Genomic DNA, 12917 nt, shown 5'->3' with positions numbered 1-12917 from the left:
CCTTATGGCCCCGATCACCACACCGTTCGGCTTCTCCAGCACCGCCGCGGACGTCGCGCAGGGCGCCGATCTCACCGGTCGCCGCGCCGTCGTCACCGGCGCTTCCTCCGGCCTCGGCGCGGAGACCGCCCGTGCCCTGGCCGCCGCCGGCGCGGCCGTCACCCTCGCCGTCCGGGACATGACGGCGGGCGAACGCGTCGCGAAGGAGATCACCGGGTCGACCGGCACCCAGGACGTGCGCACCGCGCACCTGGACCTCGCCGACCCGGCCTCCGTCACCGCCTTCACGGCCGCCTGGCAGGGCCCGCTGCACATCCTCGTCAACAACGCGGGCGTGATGGCCTGCCCCGAGCAGTACACCGAGCAGGGCCGGGAGTGGCAGTTCGCCATCAACCACCTGGGTCACTTCGCCCTCGCCACCGGGCTGCACGACGCGCTCGCCGCCGACGGCGCCGCCCGCATCGTCGTCGTCAGTTCCTCGGGGCACCAGCTGTCCCCGATCGTGTGGGACGACGTCGACTTCGCCTTCCGCCGCTACGACCCGTGGCTCGCCTACGGCCAGTCGAAGACCGCCAACGTGCTCTTCGCCGTGGAGGCCACCCGCCGCTGGGCCGACGACAACATCACCGCCAACGCCCTGATGCCAGGCGCCATCTACACCAACCTCCAACGGCATACCGGCGGCCAGGGCAGCGGCCGGGTACCTGCCGAACTGATCAAGACGGTCGAGCAGGGCGCCGCCACGTCCGTGCTGCTGGCCACCTCGCCGCTGCTCGACGGCGTCGGCGGCCGGTACTTCGTCGACTGCAACGAGACCGAGACCCTCGACCGCCGCTCCGGCACCCTGCACGGCGTCGCCCGCTACGCCGTCGACCCGGACAACGCGCGGCGGCTGTGGAGCCTGTCGAAGGACCTGCTGGACGGGGCGGCGGACACGCCCTGAACCCCGGGCACGGCGCCACCCACCGCTGCGGTCAGCACGCCCGGACCCCCGTTCCGGTCAGGAGCACGGCACGGGCGATGCCGGTGAGGTTGCCCTGTGCGGCCAGGAGCTCCCGCCGGTCCGATCCGTCGAGGGCGGCCGCGTAGACGCTGCCGCCCAGGTCGGTCACGTACATGCGGCCGCCGTCCGGATCGAGCGCGATGCCGATGCCTTCCATGAGGTGGGTCAAGAGGATCTCCGGCGTCCGCTGCCCGTCCGGCGGGCGCATCGGCGAGCGGTTCACGGTGTTGCCCCGCGGCGGGTCCCCGCGATCGGTCCAGTACAGCATGCGCTCCGAGAGGTCCAGCTCCAGGTCGATCGGCTCCGGCAGACCCTCGAACAGCACCTCGATGTCGCCGCGTTCGGCCGGGCTCTCCCCGGCGGGCAGGTCGATCCCCGCCCGCAGGAGCCTCCCGAGTCCCGCGTCACTCGGGCCCTTCTGCGACCAGTAGAGGTGTCCGTCGACCGGGTCGACGGCGACTCCCACGCACCACTTGGTCTCGTCGCGCCGGTCGTCGTCCCCCTGCCCCGTCTGCACGAGGGTCTCGACGTGCGAGCCGTCGAGGTCGCAGCGCATCACGCGCAGGCCCTCGCGATCACCCCAGTACAGCTTGCGGTCGGCGGCCTCGAAGTGGAGCTGCTTCGGCGTGTGCGTGACGCCGCTCGGGACGATCGTCGTCCGGTTGCCCCCGTCCAGGTCCACGCGCTCGATCGAGCCGTCGTTCTCCGGCGGCACACCCATGTTCGTCCAGTAGATGTGCCCGGCCGCCGCATCGACGGCGACCCCGTCGGGGATCCTGCACCCGCTGACGAGGAACGTCTTGTCGGAGCCGTCGGGGTTCACGGAGAACAGGCGGCCGCCACCGCTGGCCTCCAGCACGAACAGTCTCTCCTGACGCTGCGTCACGGCCCCTCCCTCGGCTCGGGACCGGTTGCGGCGCTCGGCGGGCCGGACGGGGCGTGCCGGGCGCGCACGGCCAGCAGGGCGGAGAGCATCGCGTCGCGCCGGTCGGCCAGTTCGTCGACCGAGTGGCCGTTCGCCTCTTTGAGGACACCGTCCACGATCGTCTGCTGGAGCTCGGGCGTGAACTCGGGGGTGCCCAGATCCTGCCAGGACGCCACCATCCGCGGCATGAGGGTGTCCATGAAGTGCTGGATGCCGCCCTCACCCCCGCCGAGATGCCACAGCAGATGGGGGCCCATGACGCCCCATCGGAGCCCCGGCCCCCAGGACACCGCGTCGTCGGAGTCCGCCACGTCGAGCACCCCCTCCTGGACCAGGTACACGACCTCGCGGTACAGCGCGGCCTGGATACGGTTGGCGACGTGCCCGGGAAGCTCCTTCTTGAGGTGAATCGGTTTCTTGCCGATCGCGGCGTAGAACGACATGACGTCCTGGATCGTCTCCGGAGCGGTCCTCGTCCCGCCGACGACCTCGACCAGCGGGACGATGTGCGGGGGATTGAAGGGGTGCCCGATGACGGTCCGTTCCGGGCGCCGGCACTCGGCCTGGATGACGCTCATCGTGATGCCCGACGAACTCGACGCGAGGATCGCATCCGGCGGCGAGGCGTCGTCGATATCGGCGAACAGCTTGACCTTGAGGTCCGGGCGCTCAGGCGCGTTCTCCTGTACGAGATCGGCGTCGGCGACGGCCTGGCGCATGTCCGCGGTGAAGCTCAGCCGCTCGGGCGAGGCTCCGGGCGCGAGCCCGATGGAGGCGGCCGCGTCCCATGCGGCCGCCACGTACGACCGCAGGGCCGCCTCCGCGGTGGGGGCGGGGTCGGTCGCCGTGACATCGAAGCCGCGGACGAGATAGTGCGTCGCCCAGCTCGCACCGATGGTGCCGGTGCCGACGATCGCCACGCGGTGGACGGGCCTGTGCGCTTTCATGGCTGGTCACTGCTCCTGAACGGGTGAGACGGGCGGTGGGGGACCGCGGCGGGCACGGGGATGTGCGGTGCTCATGGGGCAACCTTCGGCCTGCGGGAATGCCGGCGCATCGGGCTGTGCGCCCAGGAACCGGGCGTTTCTTTGGTATCGCGGTACAGGGCGCTCGCCGGCGGTGTTCCCGGTGGCGCACGGCAGCACCGAAGGCGGTGGGCCGGCAGCGTGGTCGTCCCCGCCTCCCCCCACCTGCGACCGGCGTCCACCGCGGACGAGGGCGGACGCGGTCCGTAACTCGTCGCCCGGCTCGCCCGAGCGCATTGGTGCAGGAGCACCAAATGGCGCAGAAATGTGGTGTTCCGCGCCCAGTGGCTGCGCCTCCGGTACCTCCTAGCGTCGTGAGCAGTGACGCCACCGGTCCCTGATCGGAAGGAGAGGCACATGAACGCGACACATGGCACGGCGGTCGGCCGGGGCCAGACCGTGCCGAACGGCGCTTTCGCGAGCGGCAACGGACACTCCGGGGTGGAGCCGCCGGTACTGGGCGGACCCGAGCACACCGACTACTACCTGCTCGACAGCCTGCTCACCGACGAGCAGCGGGCCCTTCGGACGAAGGTCCGCGAGTTCATGGACCAGGAGGTCACCCCGATCATCAACCCGTATTGGGAGCGGGCGGAGTTCCCCTTCGAGCTGGTTCCCAAGCTGGCGCAGCTGGACATCGCGGGCTTTCAGATTTCCGGTTACGGCTGCCCGGGAATGAGCAATGTGACGGCCGGCCTGGTGATCCTCGAACTGGCCCGGGGCGATCTGAGCATGTCGACGTTCGCCGGCGTCCACTCGGCCCTGGCCATGATGTCGATCGCACTGCTGGCCTCCGAGGAGCAGAAACAGCGCTTCCTGCCGCCGATGGCGCGCCTGGAGAAGATCGGCGCCTTCGGCCTGACCGAGCCCGCGCACGGCACGGACGTGGTCAAGCTGGAGGCGACCGCGCACCGCGACGGTGACTCGTACGTCCTCAACGGCTACAAGAGGTGGATCGGCAACGCGACCTTCGCCGACTACGTGATCGTCTGGGCCCGCGGCGACGACGGGCATGTGGGCGGCTACGTGGTCGAAAAGGGCACACCCGGGTTCGACGCCCAGGTCATCAAGGGGAAGATGGCCCTGCGCTGTGTCCAGAACGCGCAGATCTCCCTCACCGACGTCCGGGTGCCCGCCGAGAACCGGCTGGCGAACGTGCACACCTTCCGCGACACCGAGAAAGTCCTGCTGGCCTCGCGCTTCTGCGTCGCCTGGGAGTCGATCGGCGCCGCCATCGCGGGCTACGAGACGGCCCTGGCCTACGCCAAGCAGCGCAAGCAGTTCGGGATGCCGCTGGCCGCCTTCCAGCTCATCCAGTACCGGCTCTCGCGGATGCTGGCGGACATCACCGACATGCTGTGCATGCAGTACCGGCTCAGCCAGCTCCTGGACGAGGGCGAGTACTCGATGCCCCGGGTCGCGCTGGCCAAGATGCACTACACCGAACGCGCGCGGGCCATCCTCGCCGACGCCCGCGACATGCTCGGCGGCAACGGGATCCTGCTCGACTACCACGTCGCCCGGCACCTCTGCGACATCGAGGCGATCGACACGTACGAGGGCACCGACACCGTGCAGGCCCTGATCGTCGGCCGCGACATCACGGGCTACAACGCCTTCGTGCCGGTGGCGCCGAGCAGCCACTGACCCCGGTGCGTAGGCGCCCGTGACAGCAGGTCAACCCCGGGCGCCGCGGCGCGCGACCCCCTGAGGACAAGGAACAGCCATGAGCAACCCGCCCCTCCTGGAGGGACTGCACGTCGTCGATCTCGCGAGCTTCATCGCCGGGCCCGCCGCGGCCACCATCCTCGGTGACTACGGCGCCGACGTCGTCAAGGTGGAACCCCCGCATGTGGGCGACGCATACCGTTCGCTCAGCCGCATCCCTCCCAACCCCCAGGTCGAAGGGGTCAACTACCCCTGGCAGCTGGACAACCGCAACAAGCGCAGCATCGCGCTCAACCTCAAGTCGCCCGGCGCCAGGCCCGTACTCGAGAGTCTGGTGCGATGGGCCGATGTGCTGGTGACGAACTTCCCGCCGCACACGCGCGAGAAGCTGGGCCTGGAATACGACGCTCTGGCCCCCCTCAATCCCCGGCTGATCTACGCCGATGTCACCGGCTTCGGCGAGGAAGGGCCGGATGCACATCTGCCCGGCTTCGACGTGACGGCGTACTGGGCACGCAGCGGCCTGATGGACCTCACGCGCCAGAGGGGCGTGCCGCCGGCCACGAACGCGTTCGGATCGGGCGATCACTCCACGGCGATCACCCTGTTCGCCGGGATCATGACCGCGCTGTACCGGCGGGAGAAGACCGGCCAGGGCGCACGCGTCACGGCCTCGCTGCTCGCCGAAGGCGCCTGGGCGGCGAGCATGTGGCTGCAAGCCGTACTGGTCGGGGCGAAGCCCCTCCGCCCCATCGACCGGTCCGACCCGCCCAACGCACTCGTGAACATGTACCGCACGGCGGACGACCGCTGGCTCGTCCTCGGCTTCGCCAACGAGAACAAGGAGGTCCCGCCCTTCCTCAAGGCCATCGGCCACCCCGAGGCAGCGGAGAACCCGCGCTACGCCGACACCCCGAGCCGCCGCGCCCACGCCGCCGAGATCGTCGCCCTGCTGGACAAGACGTTCGCGACGCGCTCCCTGGCCGAGTGGCGCGAGGTGCTCGACGCCGCGGGCCTCACGTACGGAGTCGTGCAGACGCTCGAAGAGTGCGCCCGCGACCCCCAGCTCCTCGCCAACCGGGTGTTCGTACCGATCGACGACGTCGACGGCAACGGCAACGACGAGCCGCGCCTGACCATCGACAGCCCCGTCCGGCTGGACCAGGAACCGAAGATCCGTCCGGGCCCGGCCCCCGACCTGGGCGAACACACCGAGTCCGTGCTCCGCGACCTCGGGTTCGACGCCAGCGCAATCGAGGAGCTGCGCAAGGCCGAAGCCATCGACTGACGGCACGGCTCAGCAGCGCCGGGAAAGAAGGGAACCACCATCATGACCAGCGCCACGGACACGCCGACCGTACGGACCGAGGAGAACGACGGCATCTTCGTGATCACGATCGACCGGCCGAAGGCCCGCAACGCCATCGACGCGGCCACGGCCAGGGCCATGGCGGCCGCCGTCGACCACCTGGAATCCCGCGACGACCTCATGGTCGGCATCCTCACCGGTGCCGGCGGCGTCTTCAGCGCGGGCATGGACCTCAAGGCCTTCGCTTCCGGAGAAAAGCCCATCGTCGAAGGGCGCGGCTTCGCCGGCATCACCCGCGCCCAGATCACGACCCCGCTCATCGCCGCCGTCGAGGGCTACGCGCTGGGCGGCGGCACCGAAATGGCGCTCGCCTGCGACATGATCGTGGCCGCGCGGAACGCCACCTTCGGACAGACCGAGGTCCACTACGGCATCGTGCCGCCTGAAGGGGGCATGGTGCGCCTGCCCGAACGCATCCCGCGCAACATCGCCCTGGAGCTTCTCCTCACCGGCGACTCCTTGTCCGCCACGCGCGCCGAGCGCTTCGGCCTGGTCAACTACCTCACGGAACCGGGAAAGGCCCTCGAGCGGGCGCTGGAACTGGCCGCCGACATCGCGCACAACGCACCCCTGGCGGTGGCAGCCGTGAAACGAGTCGTCAACGAGCGGCGAGCCTTCCGCGACCAGGACGCCTTCGTCGACCAGGACCGGATCGTCGCACCGGTTCTGGCGTCCCACGACGCGCAGGAGGGCGCCCACGCCTTTGCGGAAAGGCGCTCACCGCACTGGCAGGGCCGCTGACAGCGGCCGCCCTCATTCGACGGTGCTGCGCAGGAGCGTCGAGCCGAGGTATCGAACGGCGAGCAGCGCGACTTCCAGATCGGTGTGTTCGCGCTGGACCGGGTATCCCATGATTTCCTCGGCTTTCCGGATGCGGTACTGCACGGTGTTCTTGTGGAGAATTTGAGCGCCGGCGGTGGCGGTGTAACTGCAGCCGGTGCCCAGGAATATCTGCACGGTCTCCCGAAGTCGTGCGCTGTTCTCGTCATCGACGGCCAACGGCCCCAGAACGCGCCACACCCAGGCGCGCATGTCGTCGACGTTCGTGGCCATCAAGGCGATGGGGCCGACTTGGGAGAAGTGGGTGAACTGCGGGGCCGGATTGGCCAGGGCCGCGAGTTCCTGTGTGCGCAGTGCCTGTCGGTGCGTGGCGCGGAATCCGTCGAGGCCGTACTCCACGGATCCAGCGCACACGTGCACGGAAAGGTCGCTGTGTTCGACCGCATGCGACAGCTGCTTCCAGGAGACCTCGCCGTGCGGACCGAGCGGCAGCCAGACCCAGGACAAAGTTGCGTCTCGGGGGACGAACAGCGGCCCGGCAGGGCAGTCCAGCTCCTGGGCAATGTCGTTGGTGATCCGGTGGAGTCGGGCAAGTGCGTCCCCGCTATCCGTCAGCGTCGGCGACCAGGCCACCAGCCCGAGGTGATGCTGCCGGATCCGGTAACCAAGGGCCGGTTCAGCCGCGTTGAGGTCGATGTCCTGCTCGGTGAGGATGTCTCGCACCCGGGCCGCGCGCGCGGCGGTTCGGCCGAGCAGCCAGTGATCCCGCTCTTGCTGGTAGACCACGATGACCTGCTCGGTCACCCGGTCGATATAACCGAAGCTCACCTGCAGCATGCGCCGGTTGGTCGCGGTGGAGAGATCCCCGTCGGCGACCTGTCGGTTGAGCTCGTCCAAACACCACTGCAGAAAACGCCAGTGACCGATCCGGTAGGCCCTGACCATCGCGCTGAGGGGGGTGCCTCTTTGGGCGAGTCTCCGTGCGTATTCAAGAGCGGCGGCAGGCCCCTCGACCTTGTCCAGAGGCATGTCGTTCTCGAAAACGTGCAGCAGCGTAGCGATGTTTTCCGCGACGCTCGCCTGCAGAATTCTCACGACGGTCGCGTCCCCTCGAAGCTCGGGGACCTCGGCAAGAACATTGTCACCGATGTCGCGGCTGACTTCTGAGATGCGTGACGCTACGCTCTCCGCGACTACGGACAGTTGCTTGGCGGCCTCGGGATGCTCCGCAGCCATATCACGATCCTACAGCGCGGTTCGTGATCCATCCGTTTCTCGGCGGCGCGACGGGCCGGATTCCGGCACCCACGCGAATACCGCCGGCGGAATGGTCCACCGGCACCAAATCGGACCGGAAGGTCGTATTGCGCGCCCAGTGGTTTTCGGGCGGTCCGCGGCTAACCTCTGTTCACTGACGAAACGTGCGACCCGAGGGGCTCGACCCGCCTCCACCCGCCGCCACCCCCTTCTCCGGTCGGGCGGCGTCGCGCAGCGGCTCGTCGGTCACTCGGCCGGGAGGTGGTCCGCGACGGCCCCGCCGGGAAGGCGAGGAGAGGAGCCGACATGAACCTCGCATGCCACGTGGTGAGCAGCGCCCGGACGCGTCCGGATCGCGCCGCCCTCCGCCTCGGGGACGCCGCCGTGTCCTACCGCATGCTCGATCAGGGCAGCGCCCGCATGGCGGGACTGCTCCGCAACCGTGGTGTGAAGCCCGGGGACCGAGTGGCGATCATGCTGCCCAACGTGCCCGAGTTCGCCCTCGCTTACTACGGCGTACTCCGCGCCGGCGGCATCGTCGTCCCGATGAATCCCCTGCTCAAGTCCCGAGAGGTCGTCTACTACCTCGGCGACTCAGGAGCCCGGCTCCTGTTCGCCTGGCACGCCTTCGCCGACGAGGCGCGGTCCGGTGCACAGCAGGCCGGGGCCGAGGTGGTCGTCGGTCCCGGCCCGTTCGACGAGCTGCTGGCGTCCGCCCCACCCGTCGAGGACCTGACCGACCGGCACGAGGGCGACACCGCGGTGATTCTCTACACCTCGGGAACGACCGGTCGGCCGAAGGGCGCCGAACTGACCCACGCCAACCTCATCCGCAACTGCGACATCGTGGCCACCGACCTTCTCCGCCTCACCACCGACGATGTGATCTTCGGTGGCCTGCCCCTGTTCCACGCGTTCGGACAGACCTGCACCCTCAATGCCGCCATCACCTCCGGCGCGTGCCTCACGCTGCTGCCGCGCTTCGATGCGGCGAAGGCACTGGGCATCCTCGGCGAGCACGGCGCGACCGTCTTCGCCGGGGTGCCCACGGTGTTCAGCAGGCTCTTGCGGCAGCCCGACCGAGACGCCTACGACGTCTCCCGGCTGCGCCTGTCCCTCGCCGGCGGCGCGGCGATGCCCGTCCAGGTGCTGCACGACTTCCAGGACGCGTTCGACTGCGTCGTGCTCGAAGGGTACGGACTGTCGGAGACCTCGCCCGTCGCCTCGTTCAACACCCTGCGGCCCGGACCCAGGCCCGGTTCGGTCGGCACCCCGATCCGGGGCGTCGAGATGCGGGTGGTCGACGACGGCAGGGAGGTGGCGCACGGGGACATCGGCGAGATCGCGATCCGCGGTCACAACGTGATGAAGCGGTACTGGCAACGCCCCGAGGAGACCGCCGCCGCGATCCGGGACGGCTGGTTCCACACCGGCGACCTCGGGCGGGTCGACCAGGACGGATACTTCTGGATCGTCGGACGGACGAAGGACGTGATCATTCGGGGCGGGTACAACGTGTACCCCCGCGAGGTCGAAGGCGTGCTCTACGAGCATCCGGCGGTCGCCGACGCCGCGGTCATCGGCCTGCCCGACCCCGACCTCGGCGAGGAGGTCGGTGCGGCGGTCGTGCTCAAGCCCGGCGCCGACGCGAGCGCCGAGGAACTGCGTGAGTACGTCAAGCGTCAGGTCGCCGCCTACAAGTATCCGCGGAAAGTGTGGATCACGGACGCGCTGCCCAAGGGACCCACCGGCAAGATCCTCAAGCGGGAGATCGTCCCGCCGCCCGAGCCGGACCGGCGCTGAGGCGCCGGGCAGACGGTCCCCGGGGCAGCCCGCGACGCTGCCCACTGCCGCCCGCCGCCGGCGTTCCGTGGACGGCCCGCGTACCGGCAACCAGCTCCCCGCCCCACCTCCGTTGTCACATTCGAGGAGGCGGCGGTGTCTTCATGCCGAACGGTCCAACGGATAAGGAAGACCATGACACTGCGTATTCCCAAGGCGGAGCTTCCCACCGAGATGAGCGAGAAGATGATCAAGCAGCTCGGTGCCGTGCCCGAGCCCGTCGAAGTGGTGTGGCACAGCCCCGACGTCGCCACCTCCAACCTGGAGTTCTCGGCCAAGCTGAGCGAGTGGGATGCGGCCGACGCGGGCCTGAAATCGTTCGCGCACATGGCCGTCGCGGCACAGGTCGGCTGCAGCTGGTGCCTCGACGTCGGCTACTTCCAGGCGCAGAACCAGAACCTGGACCTGACCAAGGCGAGCCAGGTGCCGCGCTGGCGGGAGTCGGAGGTGTTCACGCCGCTGGAGCGGGACGTCCTCGAGTACGCCGAGGCCATGACGAACACGCCGCCGACCGTCACCGATGAGCTGTACGCGGGTCTGCTGGAGCGGCTCGGCCCGGCGGCGATGGTCGAGCTCACCGCGTACATCGCCTTCGTCAACATGGCGACCAGGAACAACAACGCGAACGGGGTCGCGTCGCAGGGCTACTCCGACGCCTGCGAGATTCCGCTGGCGAAGCGCCCGGAGAACTCCGACGTGGCACCGACGGCATGACCGAGGACCCGTACGTCGTCCATCGCAGCCTGTTGTTCACCGTCGCCTACGAGATGCTCGGGTCGGCCGCGGACGCGGAGGACGTGTTGCAGGAGTCCTGGCTGCGATGGGCCGACGTCGACCACGCGCAGGTGCAGGACCCGCGCGCGTACCTCGTCCGGGTCGTCACCCGGCAGGCGCTCAACCGCCGGCGAACACTGTCGCGCAGCCGCGAGGACTACGTCGGCGAATGGCTGCCGGAACCGCTGCTGACCAGCCCTGACGTCGCCGAGGACGTCGAACTCGCCGAGAGTGTCTCCATCGCGATGCTGACCGTGCTGGAGACGCTCGGTCCGACCGAGCGGGCCGTGTTCGTGCTCCGCGAGGTCTTCGACCTGCCGTACGGCGAAATCGCCGAGGCGACGGGCAAGTCCGCTGCCACGGTACGGCAGATCGCGCGGCGGGCACGGGAGCATGTGGCGGCCCGGCGGCCTCGGATGCGGGTGAGCCGGTCGGAGCAGCAGGCCGTGGTGGAGCGGTTCCTGACGGCGTTGCGCACGGGGCAGTTGCAAGAGTTGATGGAGGTCCTGGCGCCGGACGTGGTCATGGTCGCCGATGGCGGAGGGCTGGTGACCGCCGCTCTGGTTCCGATTCACGGCGCCGAACTGGTGGCGCCGTTGCTCGCGCGAGCGAACCGCGTGGTGGCCGCGTTCGAGACGACGGCCGTGTGGCTCAACGGCGCGCCGGCGGGCCGGATCGAGATCGACGGCGAACCGTCCGCGGTGAGCCTCGTGGTCGAGGACGGGCGGGTCACCCGGATCTACGTGGTGAGAAATCCGCAGAAACTGACGCAGCTGGACACACCGATCGAACTCGCCAGGTAGGCCAGTTGCGACACGGCGGTCGGTGGGTGTTCCGGGTGGTGACAACCGCCCGGAACACCCGGCCATCGGATACGGAGCCGACGTTGACGATGCAGCCACCGACGCGACGCAGATGAGGCAGTGCGGCCCTGGGGGGGGGAGCCCTTCTTCAGCCGGCGATCGGGCGCCGATCGATCGGGGTGTGCGGGGTGGCGACCGTGACGGCCGTACGGCGTGGCCCCGACCAGGGAGCCGGGGCGGCGTCGATGTCGCGTGCCAACCGATAGGCCAGCGCCTCGTAGTTGACCCGCCAGCCGCGGAAATGCGGCCATGCCTCCTCCGGCGTGCGCTCCATTGGGTATCCCTGTTCCGCCATGCGCGCCACACCTTGCAGAAATTCTTCGTAACCGAGCTGCAGCGGGTCGTCCGGGTGGGGATCGCCCTCGTACGGGATGCGGCGGACATCGGCGAGGTCGCGCAGGCAGACGAAACCCGCCCGCAGTGCCATCCGTACCTGGGTCTGCGGCTGGGAGGGGTTGAAGGCCAGCCGCAGCGCCGCGGCGTCCATCACGGACAGCAGGGAGACCAGCCAGTTGCGGGTCGGCCTGGGGGACCGGAAGTGGATCAGGACGGGGTAGGTGGTGTGGCTCTCGCTCACCTCGGCGCTCCACCGCTCCCAGTTGCGGAAGAACTCGATGAGGCTGTCGAGCAGTTCCACCTGCGCGTAGCGGGCGAGGACCTCCGGCCCCCAGGACGGGCTTCCCGCGCGGGCCTGCAACAGGGTGACCTCGGTTTCGCGGCGCTGATAGGCGGCGTAGAGAGTGGGCAGATAGCCGATCTGCAGCGCGATCACGATCGGGCCGGTGGCCGCTGCGCAGAAGTCGATGGCGTTCAGCGTCGCCCGGTTGCCGCTGGCGTAGCCGAGGGTCAGCAGCGAGGAACCGGACTCGGTCAGTGCTGCCTTGGCGCCGAGCCCGCCCACTGCCGCCTCCAGCAGCGCGTAGCCGACCAGATAGGACACCAGCCAGCCGATCAGCGTCACGACGATCGACAGGGGCGCTGCGGGAGCGAGCACCCGGTCCTTGGCCTCGGCGCTCGGCAGGCGGTCGGCCAGCATCTGGAACGGCCAGTGGACCAGGGAATGCACGACCCGGGCGAACCCGGCACGCGTCGGCCGGGGGATCACCAGCGTACGCAGTACCGAGGAGAAGAGCCCGAGCACGATGACCGCACCGGCCACACCCAGCAATCCGCGCACCACAGTTCGGTTCCTTCGTCGGTATCCACCGCTACGGGGGAAGAGTACGGCCCTGCTCCGTGAGGACGGCGACCTGGTCAGGGGCCTCGGACGTCGTGTTCGGTCATTGGACCGGACGGCGGAGCGCGCATCGGTCGAGGGCCACCGCGGGTCCGGGCCGACGGCCCGTCACGACGTGCATGCGGCCATAAGGGCTACGGATGGCCGCACTTGGTGGCTCCTGCGGCCAGGATG

At 69.6% G+C, this 12917-nt stretch carries 11 protein-coding genes; 7 read left to right on the top strand and 4 right to left on the bottom strand.

The window, feature by feature from the left end:
- The first annotated feature begins 4 nt into the window (after nt 1-4).
- Nucleotides 5-943: an SDR family NAD(P)-dependent oxidoreductase gene (locus tag AC5677_RS01400; RefSeq protein WP_497193131.1), complete on the top strand. Its 939-nt coding sequence runs from the start codon at nt 5-7 to the stop codon at nt 941-943.
- A 31-nt stretch (nt 944-974) separates the two neighbouring features.
- On the opposite strand, the gene AC5677_RS01395 is transcribed toward AC5677_RS01400, so the two are convergent.
- Together AC5677_RS01395 and AC5677_RS01390 are read right to left on the bottom strand one after the other, a co-directional pair.
- Nucleotides 975-1889: a 3-hydroxyacyl-CoA dehydrogenase gene (locus AC5677_RS01395; RefSeq protein ID WP_497193130.1), complete on the bottom strand. Its 915-nt coding sequence runs from the start codon at nt 1887-1889 to the stop codon at nt 975-977.
- The gene (locus AC5677_RS01390) at nt 1886-2875 is read right to left on the bottom strand and encodes a 3-hydroxyacyl-CoA dehydrogenase NAD-binding domain-containing protein (RefSeq protein WP_497193129.1); all 990 of its coding nucleotides are present in this window, start codon (nt 2873-2875) and stop codon (nt 1886-1888) included. Before AC5677_RS01390 ends, AC5677_RS01395 begins: the two co-directional genes overlap by 4 nt.
- A gap of 435 nt (nt 2876-3310) precedes the next feature.
- Between AC5677_RS01390 and AC5677_RS01385 the strand changes: the two genes are divergently transcribed.
- From AC5677_RS01385 to AC5677_RS01375, 3 genes are all read left to right on the top strand, one after another.
- Nucleotides 3311-4600 (top strand): acyl-CoA dehydrogenase family protein, encoded by a 1290-nt coding sequence (locus AC5677_RS01385; RefSeq protein WP_497193128.1) that lies wholly within the window; start codon nt 3311-3313, stop codon nt 4598-4600.
- A 79-nt stretch (nt 4601-4679) separates the two neighbouring features.
- Complete coding sequence (locus AC5677_RS01380) at nt 4680-5909, top strand: CaiB/BaiF CoA transferase family protein (RefSeq protein ID WP_497193127.1); 1230 nt, start codon at nt 4680-4682, stop codon at nt 5907-5909.
- Between the two features lie 42 nt (nt 5910-5951).
- The gene (locus AC5677_RS01375; RefSeq protein WP_497193126.1) at nt 5952-6731 is read left to right on the top strand and encodes a crotonase/enoyl-CoA hydratase family protein; all 780 of its coding nucleotides are present in this window, start codon (nt 5952-5954) and stop codon (nt 6729-6731) included.
- A gap of 12 nt (nt 6732-6743) precedes the next feature.
- Here AC5677_RS01375 and AC5677_RS01370 read toward each other — a convergent pair whose 3' ends face one another.
- Complete coding sequence (locus tag AC5677_RS01370; protein ID WP_497193125.1) at nt 6744-8006, bottom strand: PucR family transcriptional regulator; 1263 nt, start codon at nt 8004-8006, stop codon at nt 6744-6746.
- A gap of 327 nt (nt 8007-8333) precedes the next feature.
- Here AC5677_RS01370 and AC5677_RS01365 point away from each other — a divergent pair, with 327 nt between their 5' ends.
- From AC5677_RS01365 to AC5677_RS01355, 3 genes are all read left to right on the top strand, one after another.
- Nucleotides 8334-9830, top strand: coding sequence for a long-chain-fatty-acid--CoA ligase (locus AC5677_RS01365; protein ID WP_497193124.1), 1497 nt, complete (start codon nt 8334-8336; stop codon nt 9828-9830).
- Nucleotides 9831-10004: 174 nt separating this feature from the next.
- A complete protein-coding gene (locus AC5677_RS01360) occupies nt 10005-10583 on the top strand; it encodes a carboxymuconolactone decarboxylase family protein (RefSeq protein ID WP_497193123.1) in 579 nt (192 codons plus the stop codon).
- Nucleotides 10580-11446: an RNA polymerase sigma-70 factor gene (locus tag AC5677_RS01355; protein ID WP_497193122.1), complete on the top strand. Its 867-nt coding sequence runs from the start codon at nt 10580-10582 to the stop codon at nt 11444-11446. Before AC5677_RS01360 ends, AC5677_RS01355 begins: the two co-directional genes overlap by 4 nt.
- Nucleotides 11447-11594: 148 nt before the next feature.
- Here AC5677_RS01355 and AC5677_RS01350 read toward each other — a convergent pair whose 3' ends face one another.
- Nucleotides 11595-12686, bottom strand: coding sequence for a hypothetical protein (locus AC5677_RS01350; protein WP_497193121.1), 1092 nt, complete (start codon nt 12684-12686; stop codon nt 11595-11597).
- Nucleotides 12687-12917 lie beyond the last annotated feature (231 nt).

The organism is Streptomyces sp. JLSY215, from assembly GCF_059682825.1.
This window is presented reverse-complemented; position numbering and strand designations above follow the sequence as displayed.